Source organism: Nocardioides renjunii (genome assembly GCF_034661175.1).
GTDB lineage: Bacteria > Actinomycetota > Actinomycetes > Propionibacteriales > Nocardioidaceae > Nocardioides > Nocardioides renjunii.
In genome coordinates this window covers 1,866,830-1,888,241 of the sequence record NZ_CP141058.1, presented here as the reverse complement: position 1 = coordinate 1,888,241, position 21,412 = coordinate 1,866,830, and the positions used below count along the sequence as shown (strand labels likewise).

At 71.9% G+C, this 21,412-nt stretch carries 23 protein-coding genes and 3 tRNA genes; 10 read left to right on the top strand and 16 right to left on the bottom strand.

Features of this window, described 5'->3' with window-relative positions:
• Positions 1–15: 15 nt before the first annotated feature.
• From trpA to SHK17_RS09025, 7 genes are all read right to left on the bottom strand, one after another.
• On the bottom strand, positions 16–828 hold the full coding sequence (trpA, locus tag SHK17_RS09055; RefSeq protein ID WP_322921815.1) for a tryptophan synthase subunit alpha: 813 nt from the start codon (positions 826–828) through the stop codon (positions 16–18).
• Positions 825–2,120, bottom strand: a complete 1,296-nt coding sequence (trpB, locus tag SHK17_RS09050; RefSeq protein ID WP_322921814.1) for a tryptophan synthase subunit beta — start codon at positions 2,118–2,120, stop codon at positions 825–827. Before trpB ends, trpA begins: the two co-directional genes overlap by 4 nt.
• Positions 2,117–2,911, bottom strand: coding sequence for an indole-3-glycerol phosphate synthase TrpC (gene trpC / locus SHK17_RS09045; protein WP_322921813.1), 795 nt, complete (start codon positions 2,909–2,911; stop codon positions 2,117–2,119). Before trpC ends, trpB begins: the two co-directional genes overlap by 4 nt.
• Positions 2,912–2,989: 78 nt before the next feature.
• Positions 2,990–3,190 carry an HGxxPAAW family protein gene (locus tag SHK17_RS09040; RefSeq protein ID WP_172272937.1) on the bottom strand — a complete coding sequence of 67 codons (201 nt, stop codon included), beginning with the start codon at positions 3,188–3,190 and terminating at the stop codon, positions 2,990–2,992.
• A 42-nt stretch (positions 3,191–3,232) separates the two neighbouring features.
• Positions 3,233–3,856: a Trp biosynthesis-associated membrane protein gene (locus tag SHK17_RS09035; RefSeq protein WP_322921812.1), complete on the bottom strand. Its 624-nt coding sequence runs from the start codon at positions 3,854–3,856 to the stop codon at positions 3,233–3,235.
• Positions 3,849–4,211: a phosphoribosyl-AMP cyclohydrolase gene (hisI, locus tag SHK17_RS09030; protein ID WP_172272941.1), complete on the bottom strand. Its 363-nt coding sequence runs from the start codon at positions 4,209–4,211 to the stop codon at positions 3,849–3,851. Before hisI ends, SHK17_RS09035 begins: the two co-directional genes overlap by 8 nt.
• Positions 4,208–5,038, bottom strand: a complete 831-nt coding sequence (locus SHK17_RS09025) for an aminotransferase class IV (protein ID WP_322424076.1) — start codon at positions 5,036–5,038, stop codon at positions 4,208–4,210. Before SHK17_RS09025 ends, hisI begins: the two co-directional genes overlap by 4 nt.
• Before the next feature lie 115 nt (positions 5,039–5,153).
• On the opposite strand from SHK17_RS09025, the gene SHK17_RS09020 reads away from it, so the two are divergent.
• The 5 genes from SHK17_RS09020 (at position 5,154) to SHK17_RS09000 (ending at position 6,873) form a co-directional block, all read left to right on the top strand.
• Positions 5,154–5,226: transfer RNA gene (locus SHK17_RS09020), tRNA-Gly, on the top strand.
• 35 nt (positions 5,227–5,261) lie between these two features.
• Positions 5,262–5,332 (top strand) — tRNA-Cys (locus SHK17_RS09015).
• 29 nt (positions 5,333–5,361) lie between these two features.
• Positions 5,362–5,436, top strand: a tRNA-Val gene (locus SHK17_RS09010).
• Positions 5,437–5,876: 440 nt separating this feature from the next.
• Complete coding sequence (locus SHK17_RS09005; protein WP_322424075.1) at positions 5,877–6,230, top strand: STAS domain-containing protein; 354 nt, start codon at positions 5,877–5,879, stop codon at positions 6,228–6,230.
• A 346-nt stretch (positions 6,231–6,576) separates the two neighbouring features.
• A complete protein-coding gene (locus tag SHK17_RS09000; RefSeq protein ID WP_172272948.1) occupies positions 6,577–6,873 on the top strand; it encodes a DUF4193 family protein in 297 nt (98 codons plus the stop codon).
• 361 nt (positions 6,874–7,234) lie between these two features.
• Here SHK17_RS09000 and SHK17_RS08995 read toward each other — a convergent pair whose 3' ends face one another.
• Positions 7,235–7,525, bottom strand: a complete 291-nt coding sequence (locus SHK17_RS08995; RefSeq protein ID WP_322921811.1) for a winged helix-turn-helix transcriptional regulator — start codon at positions 7,523–7,525, stop codon at positions 7,235–7,237.
• Complete coding sequence (locus SHK17_RS08990) at positions 7,522–7,926, bottom strand: VOC family protein (protein ID WP_322424072.1); 405 nt, start codon at positions 7,924–7,926, stop codon at positions 7,522–7,524. The genes SHK17_RS08995 and SHK17_RS08990 overlap by 4 nt, the downstream gene beginning before the upstream one ends.
• Positions 7,927–8,107: 181 nt before the next feature.
• On the opposite strand from SHK17_RS08990, the gene SHK17_RS08985 reads away from it, so the two are divergent.
• Complete coding sequence (locus SHK17_RS08985; protein WP_322424071.1) at positions 8,108–8,854, top strand: HpcH/HpaI aldolase family protein; 747 nt, start codon at positions 8,108–8,110, stop codon at positions 8,852–8,854.
• A 13-nt stretch (positions 8,855–8,867) separates the two neighbouring features.
• Here SHK17_RS08985 and SHK17_RS08980 read toward each other — a convergent pair whose 3' ends face one another.
• The gene (locus tag SHK17_RS08980; protein WP_322424070.1) at positions 8,868–10,610 is read right to left on the bottom strand and encodes a sulfatase-like hydrolase/transferase; all 1,743 of its coding nucleotides are present in this window, start codon (positions 10,608–10,610) and stop codon (positions 8,868–8,870) included.
• 179 nt (positions 10,611–10,789) lie between these two features.
• Between SHK17_RS08980 and SHK17_RS08975 the strand changes: the two genes are divergently transcribed.
• Complete coding sequence (locus tag SHK17_RS08975; RefSeq protein WP_322424069.1) at positions 10,790–11,785, top strand: formylglycine-generating enzyme family protein; 996 nt, start codon at positions 10,790–10,792, stop codon at positions 11,783–11,785.
• Positions 11,786–11,824: 39 nt separating this feature from the next.
• On the opposite strand, the gene SHK17_RS08970 is transcribed toward SHK17_RS08975, so the two are convergent.
• Both SHK17_RS08970 and SHK17_RS08965 read right to left on the bottom strand, forming a co-directional pair.
• Entirely contained in the window at positions 11,825–13,078 is a 1,254-nt protein-coding gene (locus tag SHK17_RS08970) for a sulfatase-like hydrolase/transferase (protein WP_322424068.1), read from the bottom strand.
• A gap of 61 nt (positions 13,079–13,139) precedes the next feature.
• Positions 13,140–14,039 (bottom strand): LysR family transcriptional regulator, encoded by a 900-nt coding sequence (locus tag SHK17_RS08965; RefSeq protein ID WP_322921810.1) that lies wholly within the window; start codon positions 14,037–14,039, stop codon positions 13,140–13,142.
• Between the two features lie 76 nt (positions 14,040–14,115).
• Between SHK17_RS08965 and SHK17_RS08960 the strand changes: the two genes are divergently transcribed.
• Positions 14,116–14,805, top strand: a complete 690-nt coding sequence (locus SHK17_RS08960) for an aspartate/glutamate racemase family protein (protein ID WP_322921809.1) — start codon at positions 14,116–14,118, stop codon at positions 14,803–14,805.
• A 47-nt stretch (positions 14,806–14,852) separates the two neighbouring features.
• Here the strand turns inward: SHK17_RS08960 and SHK17_RS08955 are convergent, their stop codons facing one another.
• Genes SHK17_RS08955 through SHK17_RS08945 form a run of 3 tightly spaced genes read right to left on the bottom strand, consistent with a single transcriptional unit; the run spans position 14,853 to position 17,546 of the window.
• Positions 14,853–15,476 (bottom strand): hypothetical protein, encoded by a 624-nt coding sequence (locus tag SHK17_RS08955; protein WP_322921808.1) that lies wholly within the window; start codon positions 15,474–15,476, stop codon positions 14,853–14,855.
• 13 nt (positions 15,477–15,489) lie between these two features.
• Positions 15,490–16,578: a potassium channel family protein gene (locus SHK17_RS08950; RefSeq protein WP_322424065.1), complete on the bottom strand. Its 1,089-nt coding sequence runs from the start codon at positions 16,576–16,578 to the stop codon at positions 15,490–15,492.
• A 2-nt stretch (positions 16,579–16,580) separates the two neighbouring features.
• A complete protein-coding gene (locus SHK17_RS08945; RefSeq protein WP_172272971.1) occupies positions 16,581–17,546 on the bottom strand; it encodes a YihY/virulence factor BrkB family protein in 966 nt (321 codons plus the stop codon).
• A gap of 118 nt (positions 17,547–17,664) precedes the next feature.
• On the opposite strand from SHK17_RS08945, the gene SHK17_RS08940 reads away from it, so the two are divergent.
• Positions 17,665–19,314: an acyl-CoA dehydrogenase family protein gene (locus tag SHK17_RS08940; RefSeq protein ID WP_322921807.1), complete on the top strand. Its 1,650-nt coding sequence runs from the start codon at positions 17,665–17,667 to the stop codon at positions 19,312–19,314.
• Positions 19,315–19,435: 121 nt separating this feature from the next.
• Entirely contained in the window at positions 19,436–19,753 is a 318-nt protein-coding gene (locus SHK17_RS08935; RefSeq protein WP_172272976.1) for a hypothetical protein, read from the top strand.
• Here SHK17_RS08935 and pgm read toward each other — a convergent pair.
• Positions 19,745–21,388, bottom strand: a complete 1,644-nt coding sequence (gene pgm, locus SHK17_RS08930; RefSeq protein WP_322921805.1) for a phosphoglucomutase (alpha-D-glucose-1,6-bisphosphate-dependent) — start codon at positions 21,386–21,388, stop codon at positions 19,745–19,747. The genes SHK17_RS08935 and pgm overlap by 9 nt on opposite strands.
• Between the last annotated feature and the right edge of the window lie 24 nt (positions 21,389–21,412).

The window sequence follows — 21,412 nt, the reverse complement described above, 5'->3', positions numbered from 1 at the left end:
CTCGCCCGCAGGGCACTAGTTCTGACCACGGCGTACGCCCTCGGCGAGGTCGGTGGTCAGCGCGCGCAGGGCGTCCAGACCGGCGGCCTCGTCCCCGGCGTGGTCGAGCAGGCAGCGAACGAAGGCCGAGCCGACGATGACGCCGTCGGCGAAGGCGGCCACCTCGGCGGCCTGGTCGCCGTTGCTGACGCCGATGCCGACGGCCACCGGGATGTCGCCGGTCGCCCGCACGCGGCGGACCAGCGGCCCGGCGAGGTCGGAGGTGGCGTCGCGGGCGCCGGTGACGCCCATGACCGCGGCGGCGTAGACGAACCCGCGGCTGGCCTCGGCGGTGAGCGCGATGCGCTCGTCGGTGGAGCTCGGCGCGACGAGGAAGACCTTGTCGAGGTCGTGCGCGTCGGCGGCCTCCACCCACGCGGATCCGTGGTCGGGGGTGATGTCGGGCGTGATGAGCCCCGCTCCCCCGGCCTTCGCCAGGTCGCCGGCCCAGCGCTCCACGCCGTAGCGCTCGATGGGGTTCCAGTAGGTCATCACCAGCGTCGGCACGCCGGTCTCGGCCACCGCGGCGACGACGTCGAGCACGTCGCTGGTGCGCACGCCCGCGTCGAGCGCCTGCTGGGCCGCTGCCTGGATGGTCGGGCCGTCCATGACGGGGTCGCTGTAGGGCAGGCCGATCTCGATCGCGTCGCAGCCCGCCTCCACCATCGCGCGCATCGCGTTGATGGAGCCCTCGACGCTCGGGTAGCCCGCGGGGAGGTAGCCGATGAGCGCCGAGCGTCCCTCGGCCCGTGCGGTCGCGAAGGCCGTGGCGGTGGAGCTCGCGGTCACTGGGTGGCCTCCTTCGCGGCCTGCTCCAGGTCGGCCTCCGGGCCCTCCTCGGCGTCGCCGAGGCCGAACCACTCGATGGCCGTGCCCATGTCCTTGTCGCCGCGACCGCTGAGGTTGACGATGATCGTCGCGTCGGGGCCCTTCTCGCGGCCGAGCCGCTTGGCCACCTCGAGCGCACCGTGGATCGCGTGGGCGGACTCGATGGCCGGGATGATGCCCTCAGTCCGGCTCAGCAGCGCCATGGCCTCCATGGCCTGGGTGTCCGTGACGGGGGTGTAGGTCGCCCGCCCGTCGGCCGCGAGCCACGAGTGCTGCGGGCCGACGCCGGGGTAGTCGAGGCCGGCGGAGATGGAGTGCGACTCGACCGTCTGGCCGTCCTCGTCCTGGAGGACGAAGGTCCGGGCACCGTGCAGCACCCCGGCCTCGCCGGCGTGGATGGTGGCGGCGTGCCGGCCGGTCTCGACGCCGTCACCGCCGGGCTCGAAGCCGTGGATCTCGACGCCCTCGTCCTCGAGGAACGCGGTGAACAGGCCGATGGCGTTGGAGCCGCCACCGACGCACGCCGCGACCGCATCCGGCAGGACGCCGTACTGCTCGAGGCACTGTGCGCGGGCCTCGTCGCCGATGCCGCGGCAGAAGTCGCGGACCATGCTGGGGAACGGGTGCGGACCGGCGGCGGTGCCGAAGAGGTAGGCGGTGTGGTCGACGCTGGCGACCCAGTCGCGCAGCGCCTCGTTGATGGCGTCCTTGAGCGTCGCGCTGCCGGACTCGACCGGCACGACCTTCGCGCCGAGCAGCTGCATCCGGGCGACGTTGAGCGCCTGGCGGCGGGTGTCGACGGCCCCCATGTAGACGGTGCAGTCGAGGTCGAACCACGCGGCGGCGGTGGCGCTGGCCACGCCGTGCTGCCCGGCGCCCGTCTCGGCGATCACCCGGGTCTTGCCCATCCGCTTGGTCAGCAGCGCCTGGCCGAGCACGTTGCGGATCTTGTGGGCGCCGGTGTGGTTGAGGTCCTCGCGCTTGAGCAGCACCCGGGCGCCGACGGTCTCGGAGAGCCGCTCGGCGTGGTAGAGCCGGCTCGGCGTGCCGGCATAGTCGCGCAGGACCCGCTCGAAGTCGGCGACGAACGCGGGGTCCGCCATCGCGTCGTGCCAGGCGAGGGTCAGCTCGTCCAGTGCGGCGACGAGCGCCTCGGGCATGAACCGCCCGCCCCAGGTCCCGCCGAAGTAGCCGCGCTCGTCGGCGTCGTACCTCGTGGTCGGGCTCGTCGTCTCGGTCGTCTGCTGGCTCACGCCGTCACTCCTGTCATCGCTCGCACGGCGGCCTCGGGGTCGCCGTCCTTGACCAGCGCCTCGCCGACCAGCACCACGTCGGCTCCCTCGGAGACGAAGCGCTGGACGTCGGGCACGCCGGTGATGCCGCTCTCGGCGACCAGGGCCGCGTCGCCGCGCAGGTGCGGGGCGAGCCGGCCGAAGACGTCGGGGTCGACCTCGAGGGTCTTGAGGTTGCGGCTGTTGACGCCGACCAGGCCGGCGCCCAGGGCGAGGGCGCGCTCGGCCTCGGCCTCGTCGTGGACCTCGACGAGCACGGTGAGGCCCAGCTCGCGGGCCTCGTCGTGCAACCGCCGCAGCGTGTCGTCGTCCAGCGCGGCCACGATCAGCAGCGCGAGGTCGGCGCCGGCGGCGCGGGCCTCGACGAGCTGGTAGGTCTCGACGATGAAGTCCTTGCGCAGCAGCGGGGTGTCGACCGCCGCGCGGACGGTGCGCAGGTCGTCGAGGCTCCCGCCGAAGCGTCGCTCCTCGGTCAGCACCGAGATCGCGGCCGCACCGCCACGGGCGTACGCCGCCGCGAGCGCCGCCGGGTCGGGGATGTCGGCGAGGTCGCCCTTGCTCGGGCTGCGGCGCTTCACCTCGGCGATGACGCTCGATCCCGGGCCGCGGAACGCCGGCATCGGGTCGCGCGGTGCCGGCGCGTCCGCGAGGCGCGCACGCAGCTCGGGGAGCGGGAGCGCGGCCTCGCGGCGCGCGAGGTCGTCGCGTGCTCCGGCGACGATGTCGTCGAGCACGGAGGCGGTCGCAGGCATGCGCTCAGCCTCTCACCCGGGCCCAGCCCGGCCGGCGGCGGTGCCCAGTGGCCGGACTCGGCCGGTCGAGCCCGTGGCTCAGTGCTCGGAGGCGTTGAAGCCGAGCTTGGACAGCACGAGGAAGAGCGGGAACGCGATGAGCCCGATGGCGATGCCGATCCACAGCAGGGTCTCGTTGGCCGGGATCTGCAGCAGGGCGACGCTGCCGACGACGAAGCCGAGCATCGCGACCCCGACGGCGGTCCAAGCAGCGGGGGTGTTGCCGTGGCCAGCAGCCATCGTGGTGCTCCTTCGTCGACTCGAGCGGTTGCGCGACCGAGTCTAGGCGGTCGGGTCCCGCCCCTCGTCGAGGGCCTTCCAGATGTCGATGTTGTCGGTCGGCACGGCCGACCGGTCGCCGTCGGGCTCCCCGCGCGTGCCGGTCGGGGCGTCGTAGCGCGTGCCCATCTCGGGCCACGAGCCCACGAAGCGCAGGGCCGCAGCGGCGGCGGCGACGTTCAGGGCGGCGGCCACCAGCGCGGCGACGTACCAGGCGGTGATCCCGGTGCTCACGGTGTCGGTGCCCGACACCTCGAGGAGGGCGTCGGCCAGCGTGTCGGGCAGGCTCCAGAAGGCCTCGACCGTGGTGATGACCAGCCCGACCGCCGCGACGAGCGCCAGCACGGCGACCGCGCGGCGCACGCGACCGCGGGTGACCAGCAGGACGCCCCAGCAGGCGAGCAGCACGAGCGCCAGGGCGGCCGCCAGCGGTGACTCGGCGGCGCTGTCGAGGGCGAGCACGGACGCCATCGCGTCGTCCGTGTCCGAGCTGACCGACCCCGAGGTCCCCTCGACCCACGGCTTGCTGCCGGCCACGGCCGCCAGCGCGGCTCCCGCCAGGCCGAGCAGCACCACGGGTCCGAAGGTGCGCCGGGACCTGGCCGCGCCGCCCGCCTCGTCAGCCATCGACGCGATGCACGAGGTCGGCGTCGAAGCAGGTGTGGTCGCCCGTGTGGCACGCAGCGCCGACCTGGTCGACGACGAAGAGCAGCGTGTCGCCGTCGCAGTCGAGGCGGATCTCCTTGACCCACTGCACGTGGCCGGAGGTGTCGCCCTTGACCCAGTACTCACGGCGCGAGCGGGACCAGTACGTCGCCCGGCCGGTGTCGATGGTCCGCGCGAGCGCCTCGTCGTCGGCCCACGCCAGCATGAGGACCTCGCGGGACCCCTGCTGCTGCACGACGACGGGGACCAGTCCCTCGGCGGTGTGGCGGAGCCGCGCCGCGATGGCCGGGTCGAGGGTGGTGTCGGAAGTGCTCACGGCTCCATGGTCTCAGCCTCGCGGGCGGCCCAGGTCTCCGCACACCGCTGGGTGACCGGTCCCGGGGCCGGCAGGTCGCGGTGGTCCCAGCGCGAGATGGCCTGCACGTCGCGGGTGGTGGAGACGAGGAACGCCTCGCTGGCGCTGCGCTGCACCTCGACGAGCGGCTCGTCCACCTCGCGGGCGCCGCACCACTCGATGACCAGGTCGCGCGTAATCCCGGCCAGGCACCCGACGGCGAGGCTCGGGGTGCGGAGCTCGTCGTCGACCACGTAGAACACGTTGGAGCCCGTGCCCTCGCAGAGGTTGCCGGCCGTGTTGGCGAAGATCGCCTCGCTGCCGCCCTCCGCCTTGGCGTGGGCGAGCGCGATCACGTTGTCGGCGTACGAGGTGGTCTTCAGTCCCGCTGTTGCGCCGTGCTCGTTGCGGGTCCACGGCACGGTCACGACGGTCGTCGCGTCGGCAGCGGCGTCGATGGCGCTGTAGGCGACCACCAGGGTCGGCGTCCCGTCGCCACGCCCGGACCCCATGGGTGCCGGACCGGCGGTCCAGGTGATCCGCAGCCGCCCGACCGGGTCGGCGTCGCTCCCGTCGGCGAGGACCGCCTCGACCCCGCGTCGTACGTCGTCGAGGTCGGGGACGGGCAGCCCGAGGCCGGCGGCCGACCGCTCGAGCCGCGCCAGGTGGCGGGTGAGCGCGAAGGGGCGTCCCCCGAGCGTCTTCACCGCCTCGAAGACGCCGTCCCCCACGGTGAAGCCGTGGTCGGTGACCGCGACGGCCCCCTGGGACGGGTCGGTCAGCAGGTCACCGTTGAGCCACGCGCGCATGGGTCCACCCTAGGGCCCCGAACACGCCAGGTCGGGGGGGCGATTTTGGCCCCGCGCAAGCCATGTACTACTGTTCCACTCGCACTTGAGGCCGGTGAAACGGCCGAGGATGCAGGCGGACATAGCTCAGTTGGTAGAGCGCAACCTTGCCAAGGTTGAGGTCGCGAGTTCGAGTCTCGTTGTCCGCTCGGAAGGTCTCCGCCGTACTTGTTTGGACCTCCACGGTGGGTTGGCCGAGAGGCGAGGCAACGGACTGCAAATCCGTCTACACGGGTTCAAATCCCGTACCCACCTCTCCCCCAGATGTGAACAACTCAAGACCCGGGCGATTGGCGCAGCGGTAGCGCGCTTCCTTGACACGGAAGAGGTCACTGGTTCAAACCCAGTATCGCCCACCATTTTCGAGTGGCCCCTGACCTGCGGAACACCAGGTCGGGGGCCCTTTCACGTGGGAGCCGTGTCCACGACGTGTCCATACGCGTGCGTCGACTTCGCATGAGGCCAGTCGCCCGGCGCGCGGTCGTGGAGCCTGCCCGAAGACTGCTAGCGCGCCGCGGGGATCCTCGTAGGAGCTGACTCGAGGTCGTCGAGCTGCTGCTCTGATGGCGATGATCCTCGGCACGAACGAACCGCGCGCGCGACACCAAGCGGTTCGAGCGAGGGAAAGCCTCGTCGAGGGTTGCCGCATGACGACGGACGTGGTGTGCTGATCTCAGCCACACATCACGTGGCTGCTACCCCGGACCTCGGTGGCGCGACATCCTTTGTCGCCCCGAGGTGCTGGCCTCCTCGACAGGGCGCGCGACCTGTCCGCACCGCTGGTGCGGTTGGAGGAAACATGATCGTGCTAGACAACACGCCCGGCGCATCAATACCGGGTCCAGCGACCTGCACCCCATGGGTGGTCGTGGTGCTCGCCGGGGAACTCGACTTCGCTGCTTCGCACGCCCTGGACGTGCTGGACGTGGCAGTCAGGGCCCACCCGGGAGCTCACATCCTCGTCGATCTGAGTGATGTCACCTTTCTCGACCACACCGCCCTCTTCGCGTTCGCTCTGGCAAAGTCTCGCGCCGAGGCGCAAGGTGGCGTGCTGAGCCTGCACGGCGCGAGTGTCTTCGCCCTCAAGCTGCTGGAGATCTGGCACCTCGAACCAGCCTCGTCCGAGCCGCCCGTGGGAGGCGACGCGGCCTAGAAGCGGCGACTGCCCCATGGCCGGCCCGAGCGCCTCGTCGTGTCGAGATCCGAGCTGCCAGCGTCTGCATCACCCCGGTCGTGGCGCCTGCCTACAGGCAACGCGCTCAACCTTCAGCAGTCGAAGCCGGCTTACGGTGCCGACAGGCAGCTGCCCGCCGCACGACCTCGTGTGCAGGTCGCAGTTGCAAGGGACCCGGGCGCATGGATGCGCAGCGGACCGTGTGTTGAACGCGTAGACGAATTGGTCGCGCCGAGACGTCTCCAACGGCTGCGGCATCGCCATCGCTTCAGCACTGCCGCACGGAACCAAGGCGTGCGCCCCCGAAGGAGGATTGTTCTTCATCATGACCACCGATTACGACGCCTCTCGCAAGAGCGAGGAGGAGCAGAAGGAGGAGAGCCTTGAAGCTCTCCGACTCACTGCGACTGACAGAGACGCAAACTCCGGCAAGGTCGACCAAGACGAGAACGAGGCCGCCGAGGCCTTCGAGCTGCCTGGAGCTGACCTGTCGCACGAGGAGCTGACCGTCGAAGTAGTGCCTGAGCAGCACGACGAGTTTTCGTGCTCTGTGTGCTTCCTCGTGCGCCACCGCAGCGCCAAGGTGTCGGAACACCCCTTCGTCTGCCGCGACTGCGCCTGACCGTTCCCAACCGCCCCCGCGGCCAGGAAGCGCCGCTCATCGGCCAGTCAAGCCTCGGCATCGCCCTTGGTCTCGAACGTGTACGGCGCCGAGTGCCGCTGGCCGTTGGGAACCCCTTCCGCGTGTCCACGACGTGTCCACTAGAAGGGCTTTCGTGTCCATGACTGTCCCGAGTCGTCCTCCGATATCAGAACTCATACCCGCAGGTCAGAGGCTGTTTCAGCCGTGCACAGCCAGTATCGGCGATGGCCCTGCAGGCTGGTTCGAACCCAGTATCGCCCACCACCACTGGACGGCCCCCGACCTGAGCACGGCCTACGGGCCGGCTGGGACGGCCCGAGAGAGGGCACGCACGGGGTGCTCATCCGGGTCGCGCCTGCTCGGCGCCCCAGCGCGCGAGCGCCTCGACCGCCCCGCGCACGGCGAGTCCACGATCCGTCAACGCGTACGCCCGGGTGTTGTGCCGCAACGGCAGACGGGTCAGCACGCCCGCAGCCTCCAGCTCCCGTAGTCGGGTCGCGAGCATGTTCGTCGGCACGCCCAGGTCCCGCTGCAGGTCGCCGTAGCGCTGGGGCCCGTCGAGCAGCCGTTCCACGATGAGCAGTGCCCACCGCACCCCCAGGACGTCGAGGGCGGCGCGGAGATCGCTCACGAGCCCGGGTCGGCGTCCGGCTTCATCCAGAACGGCGAGTAGTGGTAGCCGTCGGGGTCGTCGAACTGGCGCTGGTACATGAACGGGTAGTCGTCGGTGTCCCCCACCCGGCCACCGGCGCGCTCGGCGCGCTCGACGAGCGCGTCGACCGCCTCACGGCTGCCGAGGTCGAACGAGACCGTGACCTTCGACGGCGTGTCGGGCCCGCCGACCAGGTCTTCGACGCCGCCCACGCCGGCGTACATCTCGCGGCTGCCCAGCATGACGTACTGGTCCGGGGCGATCGCGAAGCACGACACGTTGTGATCGGACATCTCACGGTTGAGGGTCCAGCCGAGGGCGGAGTAGAAGGCGGTCGAGCGGTCGACACTCTCGACCGGGCAGGTGATGAAGAGGCTCATGACCTCATACTTGTAAAATGCAAGTGCGGCGTCAACCCACCCGCCGCTCCGACGGCCGCGGCCTCGTCGCCACCATCAACCGTCCCCGGCTCTGCACTGAGCGCCTGGCTCGTTGGCGTGGCGGCGGACGTCGTGATCGACCCGGCCATCGCAATCCTGCGAGCCGAGGGAGGATGTCGCCATGGTCATCAACGAGGACGTCGTACGGCGGCGGTTGTCCGAGGGACAGCCCTGCCACGGGGTGTGGAGCCTGCTGCCGGGCGTCGTGAGCGCTGAGGTCCTCGCGAGGACCGGTCCGGACTTCGTCGTCGTGGACCTGCAGCACGGGGCTGCGACAGAAGCCGAGCTCCCCGGGGTTGCCGCAGCCATCAGGGCAGCAGGCTCGGTCCCGCTCGTGCGGACACGCAGCCCGCAGTTCGCCGATGTCGGGCGCCCGCTCGACCTCGGTGCCGGCGGCGTCATCGTGCCCAACGTGCGCGACGCCGAGCACGCCCGGGAGGTCGTCGCCGCCACCCGCTACGCACCAGCCGGTGGGCGGTCCATCGGGCGTCTGTCCGGTGGTGCCGATCAGCCGCTGGTCATCGTGATGGTGGAGACGCGGACCGCACTCGACGACCTCGACGCCATCGTGCGGGTGGAGGGCTTGGACGGGATCTACGTCGGCCCCGGGGACCTCTCCCTGTCCCTGGGGCTCGCGGGCGCGAATCGCTCGGCGGACCTGCGCCAGGTCCTGTCCTCCATCATCGCGCGGGCCGTCTCCGCCGGGATGCCTGTCGGCGTCCATGCCTACGACGGAGACGACGCCGCGCGCCATGCCGCTGAGGGAGCGACGATCGTGACCGTCGCCGTGGACTCCGTCTCGCTGGGCAAGGTCGTGACGCACCACCTCGACATCACGCGTGGCCGGCAGGAGACGGGCTACGCCTGACCGCGGTGCGTCGTCACGGCCGCGGCAGGACGAACGGCACCTCGTCGCCGGGCTCGATCGTGAGCGTGTCGCGGCGGTGGCGGGTCACCTGGCCCTCGGCGTACGTCCAGCCAGTCACGTCCTCGAGCACCCGGGTCGGCTGGCCCGCGCGCAGGGTCGCGAGCGGTGCGTCGGTCTCGTCGAGCCACTCGACCAGCTTCTCCCCGAGCTGCTGGACGAGCCCGCGCCTGCGGGCGGCGAGGTCGGTGGTCTCGCCGAGGTCGGCCGCGAGGTCGTAGAGCTCGAAGGAGCCGTCGGTGTAGTCGTGGTAGAGCTTCCACCGGCCGTCGCGGACGCTGGAGAACGGCCGCGACTGCAGCTGTCCCCCGAACCGGACGTAGCCCGGGACGTGGTGGAAGTGGTCACGGTTGATCGTCGCCCCACGGCTGAAGGCGGGCTTCAGGTCGACGCCGTCGAGCGGGACCCTGGCCGGGAGCGCGGCCTGGGCGTAGGACGCGAGGGTCGTGTAGAGGTCGGTGCTGTTGACGAGCGTCTCGTTGCTGCGACCGCCACCGCGGACCAGGTCGCGACCGCCGCTCCACACGATCCACGGGACGCGGACGCCGCCTTCGTACTTGAAGCCCTTGTCCTCGCGGAGCGGGCCGTTGTCCGCTCCCGCCTCGACGGGGTCCTCCTCGCCGCCGTTGTCGGAGGTGAAGATGACCAGGGTGTTGTCAGCGAGCGGCTTGCCGCCGTTGCGCGGGTCGGGGGTCTCCTCGAGGTAGTCGACGATCCGGGCCACCGACTGGTCGACTCCCTCGGTCAGGGCGCCGTACGACGGCTTGGCCGGGGAGCTGCCGGGGGCCTTGGCCCGGTACTTCGCGAGCAGGTCGGGGCGGGCCTGGGCGTCGTTGACCGGGAAGTGCGGGGCGAACTCGCTGACGAAGGCGAAGAACGGCTCGTCCTTGCTGCGGTCGATGAAGTCGATGGCCGCGTCGGTCTGCGCGTCGGTCACGTGCTTGTCGGTGCCGACCAGTGCGTCGAGCTGGGCCTCGCTGACGCCGCGACTGTAGGGCGCGATGTTCGCGTCGACGTAGTCCTGGGTGTAATCGGCTGCGAACTGGTCGAGGCTCGGCGACACCGAGTCGTTGAACTGGTTGCTCGTCGCGAAGTAGTAGGTCGCGTGCGAGTTCTGGCTGCCGCCCCAGTTCTCGTCGTAACCGTGGCTGGCGATGATCTCGTCCGGGGACGCCGACACGTGGAACTTGCCCGAGTAGCCGGTGGCGTAGCCGGCCTGCTGCAGGGTCTCGCCGAGGGTCGTGTAGTCGGTGGGAACCGCCGAGCGACCATCGGCCGGACGACCGTGCGGGGCACCGAGCAGGGGGTCGCCCGCCTGGCCGGCGATGCCGCTCACGGCATACACGTTGTTGGTCGGGCGGGTGGCGTACTGGCCGGTGTGCAATGCGGTCCGGGTCGGGCTGCACTGCACCGAGGCATAGGCCTCCGTGAAGACCTGGCCCTCCGCGGCGAGCTGGTCGAGGTGCGGCGTCTCGTTGAAGTCGTTGGCGAAGCCGCCGTTGGGCAGGCCGCTGCTGAGGTCGGCCCAACCGAGGTCGTCGGCCATGACGAACACGAGGTTGGGGCGTGGTGCCTTGTCGCGCGGCGCGGCAGCGCCCGGGGCGCTGTCCGGCTGCACGACACCGAGGGCCGGCGCGACGCTGGTGAGCGTGAGCACGGCCGGGAGGGCCAGGGCCGTGAACATCTTCCGAGGGGGCATTGATGGTCCTTGTCCGAGTGGGGTTCGAGCAGTTCCGAGTGGCCTGGCGCTAACTGCGCGCTAACTGCACTTCTTCTATCTACTTACTCTAGTCATGCACCCGCTGGTGCGACGACCCCCGTCCACGGCGCCGGCGCCCGAACCGGATCAAGACCATCGACCTGCTGTACTTTTGTCCCATGGCGACGCACCTCGCGGCATCCCACGTCGGGTCGTGCTGCGCCCCGACGGCCGACCGGTCGGCACCGGCGGAGCGCTCGCCGGAGGCAGTCCTGCCGCGAGGCGCGCGCAGCACGCGGGGCCAGGTGCGCGTGCCCGCCGGGGACTTCTGGATGGGTGACAGCCACGGTGACGGGTACGCCGCCGACGGCGAGCGGCCGGTCCACCTCGTGCGGCTGTCGTCCTACCTCATCGACTCCAGGGCCGTCACCAACGCCCAGTTCGCCGCGTTCGCCAAGGCGACCGGCCACGTCACCGACGCCGAGCGCGACGGCGTCTCGGCGGTCTTCCACCTGGCTGTCCAGGCGGCACCCGCCGACGTCCTGCAGCGCGCCGCCGGCGTCCCGTGGTGGCTCGCCGTGCGCGGTGCCGACTGGCGCCACCCGGCGGGACCGCGCTCGAGCATCGCCGACCTCCAGAACCACCCCGTCGTCCACGTGTCCTGGCGCGACGCGCAGGCCTACTGCACCTGGGCCGGCAAGCGACTGCCGACCGAGGCCGAGTGGGAGCACGCGGCGCGCGGGGGTCTCGACCGCGCGCGCTACCCGTGGGGCGACGACCTGATGAGCGGCGGCCGATGGCGGTGCAACATCTGGCAGGGCGACTTCCCGCGCCGCAACACCCTCGACGACGGCCACCTCACCACCGCGCCGGCGACCGCCTTCCAGCCCAACGGCTACGGCCTGCACAACACCGTCGGCAACGTGTGGGAGTGGTGCCAGGACGCCTTCCGCCCCACCGAGTACGCCGAGCGCGCGGGCGAGGAGGCGGTCGTCGACCCGGTGGCGAGCGAGCCGACCGGCACGGACGAGGCCCAGGTGCCGCGGGTGATGCGCGGCGGGTCGTATCTCTGCCACGACAGCTACTGCAACCGCTACCGCGTGGCGGCCCGCTCGTCGAACACGGCGGAGTCCTCGTCGGGCAACATCGGGTTCCGCTGCGCCAACGACGCCTGACCCGACGCGCTCCGGCCGGACGGCCGGGTTGCCGAGGGACTACACCTCTCGCGCGCGCAGCTCCTTCCCCCGCGCCTGCCGGAGCAGCGTCAACCGCCGGGACACGTCGGTCACGTCGGCTCCCCTGCGGCTCTCGAGCTGGTGGGGATCGGACTCCAGGTCGTAGAGCTCCCACTCCCCGCGCTCGTGGTGCTCGATGTAGGCGGTGGACCCCTCCCGCAGCATCGCCCACCCCAGGTCGGGGTTCTCGACCAGGAGGCGGCGTCGCCAACGCCCCCAGTCGCCGGTGCGCAGCGGCTGCAGCATCGAGCGCCCCGACAGGTCCCGGCCGGCGTCGGGATCGAGGCCGGCGATGTCGAGGGTGGTCGGCATCAGGTCGACCTGCGAGACGAGCGCGCGTCGGGTGCCGGGCCTGACGCCGGGGCCGCGGACGACGTACGGGATGCCGCTCGACTCCTCGTAGGGCTGCTCCTTGTGGACCAGGCGGTGCTCGCCGAGCAGGTAGCCGTTGTCGGAGACGAGGAAGATCCAGGTCCGCCTCAGCTGACCGGTCTTCCTCAGCAGCGCGAGCAGCCGGCCGATCTGGTCGTCGAGGTCCTGGAGCTCCTCGAGCTTCCCCTCGAGCAGCCGGCGCATCTCCGCCCGCTCCTGCGGCGGCAGGTCGCGCATCCAGGTGGGCTTGTCGGACAGGTCGGCCTCGTTGAGGGCGGGCGGGTCCCACTGCACGTCGTCGAAGTCGTGGCGGTGCGCGGGCGACGGTGTGTACGGCGCGTGCGGCGCCGTCGGCCCCCACACCGCGAACCAGGGCCCGGTGTCCCGGTGGCGCCTGACGAAGCGCCGGAGCTTCCTGTAGGCGAACCGCTCCACCGCCTGGCGGCTCGCCAGCTCGCGCAGCTCTCCGTCGACGTTGACCGTCTCCCGGTTACCCACCGACGAGCCCACCCAGCGACCCCACCCGGGGGCGACGTACGTGGCGTCGCGGCCCATGCCGTTCATGTACTTGCCGAAGTAGCCCGTGTCGTAGCCGGCAGCCCGCATCCGCGTGGCGACGGTGTCGCGGTCGTGGCGCTGCGCGACGAACCGCGTGTGGGTCGCGTTGGTGAGGCAGCCGTGGTCGTGGGGGTAGCGACTCGTCAGGATGGAGGCGCGTGCCGGACCGCAGAGCGGGACTGCGGCATAGCCGCGGCTGAACTCCGCGCCCTTGCCCACGAGCCGCTTCCGCGTCCTGGGCATCCTGCTCAGCGTCCAGCGCATCTGGTCGTCGGTGATGATCCACAGCACGTTGTCCACCATCCTCACGAGCCTAGGGCGAGACCACGCGCGTGTCGCGGGTGTCGGCGCCCGGGCTGAGGAGTCACCGTCGCTCCGCCGTGGCGACCACCTCACGCATCCGGTCGATCAAGGCCGCGGTGGCGGGGACGGCCTCGGCGCCGTGGCGGTGGGCGAGGCCGATGTGGCGGCGTCCGAGCGCGGGGAGATCGACCACGCGCACGTCGGGGTGGCGGTAGGCGACGAGGGCGGAGGCGGGGAGCACCGTGACCCCCAGCCCGCGGGCCACGAGGTTCTGCACCACGACGTAGTCGTCGGTCGTGTGCCGCAGCGTCGGGGAGAAGCCGGCCGCCTGGCAGCAGGCGACGAGGTGGCTGCGGCAGCGCACGCAGCCGCCTATCCAGTCCGCGTCGGCCAGGGCCGCGAGGCCACGCCGCCCGGGTCCCCGCCAGCCGGGTGGCACGACGAGGTGCACCGGCTCGTCGAGCAGGGGCTGCCAGGTCAGCAGGCCCATGGCCTCCGGCGGGCCGTCGTACCCGAAGACGAGGGCGAGGTCGGAGTCCCCCGCCGCGACGGCGGCCATCGCCTCGGGCGGCTCCGCCTCGTCGAGGCCGACCTCGATCTCGGGATGGTCGACTGCGAGCGCGCCGATGGCCTCGGGCACCAGGGTGGCTGCGGCGGACGGGAAGGCCGTGAGCCGGACCCGCCCCGCCCGCAGCTGGGTGAGGGCGGCGAGCTCCTCCTCGGCGGCGTGCAGCTCGGCGGCGAGGACGTCGGCACGGCGGAGGAGCGCCACCCCGGCCTCGGTCGGGGTCGCCCCGCCGGGCCCGCGCAGGAGCAGGGGCCCTCCGACGTCCCGCTCGATCCGGGCGAGGTGCTGGCTGACGGCGGGCTGGGTCCACCCGAGCGCCCGGGCGGCGGCGCTGATCGATCCCTGCCGGGCCACCTCGCGGAAGATCAGGACACGTCGGGGATCAAGGCTCATGGGCCTAGCATCGCTTATGGGACGCCCAAGGAGAACGGGGGTTCCTTTGAGCCCGCCGGTCGACCACCATGGAGCCATGAAGACGATCGGCCTCGTCGGAGGCATGTCCTGGCACTCGACCGCGACCTACTACCGGCTCATCAACGAGCAGGTCGCCGCCCGCCTGGGCGGGCACGCGTCGGCCCGGATCTCGCTGCAGTCGCTCGACTTCGCCGAGGTGCGCGACTGCCAGCTGCGCGGTGACTGGGACGGCTCGGCACGGCTGCTGGCCGACGCGACGCGCCGCTGCGAGGCGGGCGGTGCGGACCTCGTCGCGCTGTGCACCAACCTCATGCACAAGAACTTCGCCGCGCTCGAGTCCGCGGCCGAGGGGCCCGCCGTCCACATCGCCGACGCGGTCGCAGCCGTCGCCGCACGCGAGGGCTGGACGACGCTCGGCCTCCTCGGCGCCACGTGGGTGATGGAGGAGACGTTCTACGCCGACCGTCTCGCCGGCCACGGCATCTCCGTGGTCGTCCCCGACGCCGCCGGTCGCGAGCTCGTCGACCGGGTGGTGTTCGACGAGATCACCCAGGGCATCTTCCTGCCGTCGTCGCGCGAGGCGTACGTCGAGGTCATGCGCGACCTCGCGGACCGCGGCGCGGACGCGGTCGTGCTCGCCTGCACCGAGATCGGGCTCCTCGTCGGCCCCGAGGACGCACCGCTGCCGGTCATCGACTCGGCGGTCGCCCACGCCGACCTGCTCGTCGACCTCGCGCTCGCATGAGGAGGGGGAGTCGCCAGCAGCCCGGGCAGCCGGCCGGGACCTGACCCTCAGAACTCGTAGCCGAACTCGCGGATGGTGCGGGCGAAGCGCTGCGCCACGATCTCGGCGTCACCCGTGCCGTAGAGCTCGCGGTAGTGCGGGCCGCTCCCCTGCTTGGCGTGCGGGAGGTCGAGGGGCACGCCGAGGCGGGCCGAGACGTCCTCGACCGCGGCGGGCAGGTCCTCGTAGCGGTAGACCCGGTCGACGACCACGCGACCGCCGAGCCGGTAGAGCCGCTCGTTGAGCGCGAGCCGCTCCATCCGCTTCGGCGTGCGGACGAACTCGGCGAACGTCTTGGTAAAGCTCGGCTTGCGGGCGCTGTAGCGGTAGGAGGACGCGACGACGTCGTAGGGGTTGCGCTCGACAGCGAAGGTGAAGAAGGCGTCCCACGTCTCGCGGCCGATGACGTCGATGACGCGGCGGGCGCCCATGTGGGCGTACGAGCTGGGCGAGGTGTCGTCGTTCTGCGGGCCCACTCCCCCGGCGGCCGCGCGCAGCTCCTCGTCGGCCGGGCTGATCCGGGTGACTATGTCGTCGGGTCCGCAGTGCCGCGACAGCGCGATCTCGAGGCTGGTGCCAGCGGTCTTGCGGGTCTTGATGAAGACGAAGCGATGGGCGTGGGAGGCGATCACGGAGCGTGGTTCCTCAGTCCTCGTCGTCGGCCAGGTCCTCGCCGTGGGTGCCCGGTCGGGGCGCCCACGGCAGCTCCTTGGCAGGGCGTACGACGATGAGCCGGTCGCCGCGCGCGAGCAGCGAGACCACCGGGTCGAAGTAGCGGTAGACCTTCTCGTCGCGGATCACCGCGATCACCTGGTCCGGCAGCGACTGCGGCTGCTTGCCGACCTCGTTGACCAGCAGGTCGCGCTCGGCGACCTCGAGGCCCTCGCCGTAGGTCATCAGGTCCTCCATCACCGAGCCGAGCATCGGCGACATGGAGGAGAGCCCGAGGAGGCGGCCGACCGCGTCGGAGGAGGTGATGACCGAGTTGGCGCCGGACTGCCGCATGAGGGGCACGTTCTCCTGCTCGCGCACCGACGCCACGATCCAGGCGTCGGGGTTGAGCTGGCGGACCGTGAGGGTGACGAGCACGTTGGAGTCGTCGCGGTCGGTGGTGATGATGACGTGGGTGGCCTTCTCCACGCCGGCCTGCCGCAGCACGCCGCGCCGGGTGGCGTCGCCGGCGATGCCGACGAGCTGGTCGCGGTTGGCCTCCTCCATGGCGACCACCCCGGGGTCGACCACCACGATGCTGTCGCGGTCGTAGCCGTTGCTCACGAGGGTGTCGATCGCGCTGCGGCCCTTGGTGCCGTAGCCGACGACGACGACGTGCTGGTCCATCTTCTTCCTCCACCGGGCGACCCGGAACATCTCGCGTCCCTGGGAGGCGAGGACCTCCAGGGTGGTGCCGATCAGCAGGACCAGGAAGGCGATGCGCGCGGGCGTGATCACCAGCGCGTTGACCAGCCGGGCCTGGGGCGAGACGGGGGCGATGTCGCCGTAGCCGGTCGTGCTGAGCGTGACGGTCGTGTAGTAGAACGCGTCGAGCAGCGTGATCGTGTTGGTCGGGTCGTTGCCGTCGCGGTAGCCCTCGCGGTCGAAGAAGACCAGGAGCACCGTGCCGACGAGGATCGCCATCGCCAGCAGCAGCCGGCGCCCGAGCTCCCACCACGGCGACCGCACCCGGTCGGGCAGGGAGACCCGTCCCACGCTGGGGTGGTTGCTGGGCGCTTGCACGGTCAGGAGTCTCGCACGCTGATCCGCTCCCGCAGGCGCTGCACCAGCTCCATCCGGGCGCGCGTCGTGTTCTTCTGCGGGAAGACCGTGTCGAAGGCGGCGTTGACCGCCGCCCCGATGAGCACGGCGAGGGCGAGGAGGTAGAGCCACAAGAGGACGGCGATCGGCGCGGCCAGCGGGCCGTAGATCGAGCGCGACTCCGCGGCGGTCACCGTCAGCACCCAGCGCAGCACGTAGGACCCCGCGATCCAGCAGAAGAGGGCGAAGGTGGCGCCGGGGAGGTTGAAGCTCCAGTTCGTCCGCACCGGCACGGACACGTGGTAGAGCGTGGCGAGGAAGCAGATGCACACCAGCAGGACGACCGGCCAGTAGAGGTTGTTGAGGACGTCGAGCCGCGGCGGGAGCAGCCGGTCGACGAGCGAGGGCCCGGCCACCACGAGCGGCAGGCTCACGGCACCGGTGACCATGGCGAGGACGTAGAGCACGAAGGACAGGGCCCGCGTGGCGACGATCCCGCGGTGCCCGCCGAGCCCGTGCATGATCGTGATCGTGTCGACGAAGACGTTGAGCGCGCGCGAGCCCGACCACAGGGCGAGGATGAAGCCGATCGAGATGACGTCGTAGCGACCGCCGGTCAGCACCTCGTTGATGGTCGGCTCGATGATCCGGTCGACCGCCCGGTCGGTGAGCGCCTGGCGCGAGATCTCGAGCACCGCGTTGCTGACGTCCTCGATCTGCGTGTCGGTGAACCGGTCGCTGACGAAGCCGATCGCCCCCGCGAGGGCGAAGACCAGCGGCGGCACCGACAGCACCGCGAAGAACGCCGCCTCCGCGGCCAGGCCGGTCACCCGGTGCCGTAGGCACGAGCCGACGGACGTGACGATGATGCGCCACAGGTGCTCGCTCCAGCGGCGCGCGAGGACCTCCGCCCGCCGCGGGGCGGGCTCCTCCTCGCTCGCCTCGACCATGCGCCCACGCTATCGAGCAGCACTCCCGAACGACCGCAGCCCGGCCGCGGGTCCCCCGCCGCGACGCGTGGGTGATGTCACTCCCCCCGGGTCGGCGCCACCGCCTACGGTGGGCGCCATGACCGACCCGCGCACGGCCACCAACCAGGCGCCCGCCCTCGTCGGGCACAACGTCGTCACGTCCGACCTCGCCCTCACCGAGGCCGTCGCCCGGCACGGGTCACCGGAGGTCGTCGACGACCTCGTCGCGCTGGGGGCCGAGGCCGGGTCAGCGGAGGCGCGCGAGCACGGCATGCTCGCCAACCGCCACCACCCCGAGCTGACGCCGTACGACCGCTGGGGCACCCGCATCGACGAGGTGGAGTTCCACCCCTCCTGGCACTGGCTGATGCAGCGCGCGGTGGGCCACGGCCTGCAGGCGGCGCCGTGGGAGCAGCAGGAGGGCGGCGACCCGCACGCCCACCTGCGCCGCGCGGCGGGATTCTTCGCCTGGTCGCAGACCGAGCCGGGGCACGGCTGCCCGATCTCGATGACGTACGCCGCGGTGCCCGCGCTGCGGGCCGACGACGCGATCGCCGAGGAGTGGACGCCGCTGCTGGCGGCGCGCTCCTACGACCCCGGCGTGCGGCCGAGGTCGGAGAAGGTCGGCGCCCTGGCCGGCATGGGCATGACGGAGAAGCAGGGCGGCTCGGACGTGCGCGCCAACCAGACGCGCGCGGTCCCGACCGCCGAGGACGGGTGGTACACGCTCCACGGCCACAAGTGGTTCACCTCGGCCCCGATGAACGACGTGTTCCTCGTCCTCGCCCAGGCCGACGGCGGCCTGACCTGCTTCGTGGTGCCGCGCGTCCTCGCCGACGGCACCCGCAACCGGATCGACGTCGTCCGGCTCAAGGACAAGCTCGGCAACCGCTCCAACGCCTCCGGCGAGCTCGAGCTCGACGGCACCCTGGCCCAGCGCCTCGGCGACGAGGGACGCGGCGTGCGCACGATCATCGAGATGGTCGCCGCGACGCGGCTCGACTGCGTGATCGGCTCCGCCTCGCTCATGCGGCACGCGCTGGCGGAGGCCTCCTGGCACGTCGGCCACCGCTCTGCGTTCGGCGGCCTGCTCGTCGACAAGCCGCTCATGCAGAACGTCGTGGCCGACCTCGCCGTGGAGTCGGAGGCCGCCACCGCGCTCGCGATGCGGCTGGCCGCCGCCGTAGACCGCCCCGGTGACCCGCACGAGGTGGCCCTGCGCCGCGTCGCCCTTCCCCTCGCCAAGTTCTGGGTCTGCAAGCGCACCCCGGCGATGGTCGCCGAGGCGCTCGAGTGCCTCGGCGGCAACGGCTACGTCGAGGACTCCGGGCTGCCGCTGCTGTTCCGCGAGTCCCCGCTCAACTCGATCTGGGAGGGCTCGGGCAACGTCAACGCGCTCGACGTGCTGCGCGCCCTCGGCCGGGAGCCGGAGGTACTGCAGGCCTGGATCACCGAGGTCGGCGCGGCCCGCGGCGGCGACAGCCGGCTGGACCGGGCGGTCGACGACACGCTCGCCCTGCTCGGCGAGGCCGGTGCGACCGGAGGCGGCCCCGAGGCGGGTGCGCGCCGGCTGGCCGGCCACATGGCGGCGTGCCTCCAGGGCTCGCTGCTGGTCCGGTTCGCCCCGCCCGAGGTGGCCGACGCGTTCTGCGGCAGCCGGTTCGGGGGGTCGTACGGCGGGACGTTCGGGATGCTGACCAGCGGCTCGCTGCGGCAGGTCGTGGAGCGCGCGACGCCGATCGGCTGATGGGCAGTGGTCCAGACGGGCCAGGCGAGAACGGACGTTCGGTCAAGGTTCCCCGAACACCCGCGGCGCGGCGGCGGGAGCGACGTAGGGTCGCCGGAAGTCCTGCCAGGGGGGTCCGTCCATGTCCAGCCAGTCGAGCACCTTGTTCACCGTCGGCACGCTGCTGCGCCACGCCAAGGACGCGGGCTCCGCCGTGCGGGTCCTGGTGTCCGGGACGTGGCTGGACGGCACGGTCGTCGGCTCCGACGGCCTCGGCGTGATCCTCGACGACGGCGCCGGCAACCAGGTGCTCGTGCGGCTCGACTCGATCGTCGCGGTCAGCTTCTCCCGCGCGTCGATCGACGGTGACGAGCAGCCGTCCCGACAGGACGACGCCCGCCCCCACTGGCACGCACCCCGCCAGCCGATCGAGGCGGGGCCGGTCGGCGCGTCACGCTAGGGCGGCCGACACGACCTCCCGGGCCTCGGCCTGGACCTCCGCGAGGTGGTCGGGCCCGCGGAACGACTCGGCGTAGATCTTGTAGACGTCCTCGGTGCCGCTCGGGCGGGCGGCGAACCACGCCGACTCCGTGGTGACCTTGAGGCCGCCGATCCTCGCGCCGTTGCCCGGCGCCTCGGTGAGCTTGCCGGTGATGTCCTCGCCCGCCAGCGTCGTGGCGGTGACGTCCTCCGGCGACAGCGCGGCGAGCTTGGCCTTCTGGTCGCGGTCGGCGGGCGCGTCGATGCGGGCATAGGCCGGGTCGCCGTGGCGGGCGACCAGCTCGGCATAGTGCTCGCTCGGCGTCCGACCGGTCGCACCGAGGATCTCGCTGGCCAGCAGCGCCAGCAGGATGCCGTCCTTGTCGGTCGTCCACGTGGAGCCGTCGCGGCGCAGGAAGGAGGCGCCGGCGGACTCCTCCCCGCCGAAGCCGAAGGAGCCGTCCATGAGGCCCGGCACGAACCACTTGAAGCCGACCGGCACCTCGACCAGTGGCGTGCCGATCGACTCGGCCACCCGGTCGATCATCGAGCTCGAGACGAGGGTCTTGCCGATGCGCGCCGTCCCCGGCCACTCCGGGCGCGCCCCGCCGAAGAGGTGCGCGATCGCCACGGCGAGGAAGTGGTTGGGGTTCATCAGGCCCGCGTCGGGCGTGACGATCCCGTGCCGGTCGGCGTCGGCGTCGTTGCCGGTGGCGATGGCGTACTCGTCCTTGCGGCCCACCAGCGAGGCCATCGCGTAGGGCGACGAGCAGTCCATCCGGATCTTGCCGTCCCAGTCGAGCGTCATGAACCGCCACGTCGGGTCGACCAGCGGGTTGACCACCGAGAGGTCGAGGCGGTGCCGCTCGGCGATCTCGCCCCAGTAGGCCACGCTCGCCCCGCCCAGCGGGTCGGCGCCGATCCGGACGCCGGCGTCGCGGATCGCGTCGAGGTCGAGGACGGTCGGCAGGTCGTCGACGTAGGTCCCGAGGAAGTCGTAGTCGCCGACCGCGGCGCGAGCCTTGGCGAAGGCGACGCGTCGTACGCCCTCGATGTTGCCGCGGATCAGCTCGTTGGCACGCGCGGCGATGACGCTCGTGGCGTCGGAGTCGGCCGGGCCGCCGTGCGGCGGGTTGTACTTGAACCCGCCGTCCTGCGGCGGGTTGTGCGACGGCGTGACGACGATGCCGTCGGCGAGCCCCGCACCCGACGTACGTCCCTGGTTGGCGCGCAGGATCGCGTGGCTGACCGCCGGGGTGGGGGTGAACCCGTCGCGGTCGTCGACCAGGACGGTGACGTCATTGGCGACGAGGACCTCCAGCGCGGTGGCCCACGCCGGCTCGGACAGCGCATGGGTGTCGCGACCGATGAAGAGCGGTCCGTCGTAGCCCTGCTCCTTGCGGTAGTCGCAGATCGCCTGCGTCGTGGCGGCGATGTGGACCTCGTTGAAGGACGTGGTGAGCGACGTGCCGCGGTGGCCGCTGGTGCCGAACGCGACCTGCTGGGAGACGTCGTCGGGGTCGGGCTCCAGGTCGAAGTAGGCCGTCACGAGGTGGGAGACGTCCACCAGGTCCTCGGTGCGGGCGGGCTGTCCTGCTCTCTCGTGGGTGGCCATGGGCCCCATCTTGGTGGGTCCGGC

Coding starts and splice junctions, on each gene's coding strand:
- trpC (WP_322921813.1), bottom strand. CDS start 2,911: ATGCCTGCGACCGCCTCCGTGCTCGACGACATCGTCGCCGGAGCACGC.
- SHK17_RS09040 (WP_172272937.1), bottom strand. CDS start 3,190: ATGGCTGCTGGCCACGGCAACACCCCCGCTGCTTGGACCGCCGTCGGG.
- SHK17_RS09035 (WP_322921812.1), bottom strand. CDS start 3,856: ATGGCTGACGAGGCGGGCGGCGCGGCCAGGTCCCGGCGCACCTTCGGA.
- SHK17_RS09025 (WP_322424076.1), bottom strand. CDS start 5,038: ATGCGCGCGTGGCTCAACGGTGACCTGCTGACCGACCCGTCCCAGGGG.
- SHK17_RS09005 (WP_322424075.1), top strand. CDS start 5,877: ATGATCGTGCTAGACAACACGCCCGGCGCATCAATACCGGGTCCAGCG.
- SHK17_RS09000 (WP_172272948.1), top strand. CDS start 6,577: ATGACCACCGATTACGACGCCTCTCGCAAGAGCGAGGAGGAGCAGAAG.
- SHK17_RS08990 (WP_322424072.1), bottom strand. CDS start 7,926: ATGAGCCTCTTCATCACCTGCCCGGTCGAGAGTGTCGACCGCTCGACC.
- SHK17_RS08985 (WP_322424071.1), top strand. CDS start 8,108: ATGGTCATCAACGAGGACGTCGTACGGCGGCGGTTGTCCGAGGGACAG.
- SHK17_RS08980 (WP_322424070.1), bottom strand. CDS start 10,610: ATGCCCCCTCGGAAGATGTTCACGGCCCTGGCCCTCCCGGCCGTGCTC.
- SHK17_RS08975 (WP_322424069.1), top strand. CDS start 10,790: ATGGCGACGCACCTCGCGGCATCCCACGTCGGGTCGTGCTGCGCCCCG.
- SHK17_RS08970 (WP_322424068.1), bottom strand. CDS start 13,078: ATGGTGGACAACGTGCTGTGGATCATCACCGACGACCAGATGCGCTGG.
- SHK17_RS08965 (WP_322921810.1), bottom strand. CDS start 14,039: ATGAGCCTTGATCCCCGACGTGTCCTGATCTTCCGCGAGGTGGCCCGG.
- SHK17_RS08960 (WP_322921809.1), top strand. CDS start 14,116: ATGAAGACGATCGGCCTCGTCGGAGGCATGTCCTGGCACTCGACCGCG.
- SHK17_RS08945 (WP_172272971.1), bottom strand. CDS start 17,546: ATGGTCGAGGCGAGCGAGGAGGAGCCCGCCCCGCGGCGGGCGGAGGTC.
- SHK17_RS08940 (WP_322921807.1), top strand. CDS start 17,665: ATGACCGACCCGCGCACGGCCACCAACCAGGCGCCCGCCCTCGTCGGG.
- SHK17_RS08935 (WP_172272976.1), top strand. CDS start 19,436: ATGTCCAGCCAGTCGAGCACCTTGTTCACCGTCGGCACGCTGCTGCGC.
- pgm (WP_322921805.1), bottom strand. CDS start 21,388: ATGGCCACCCACGAGAGAGCAGGACAGCCCGCCCGCACCGAGGACCTG.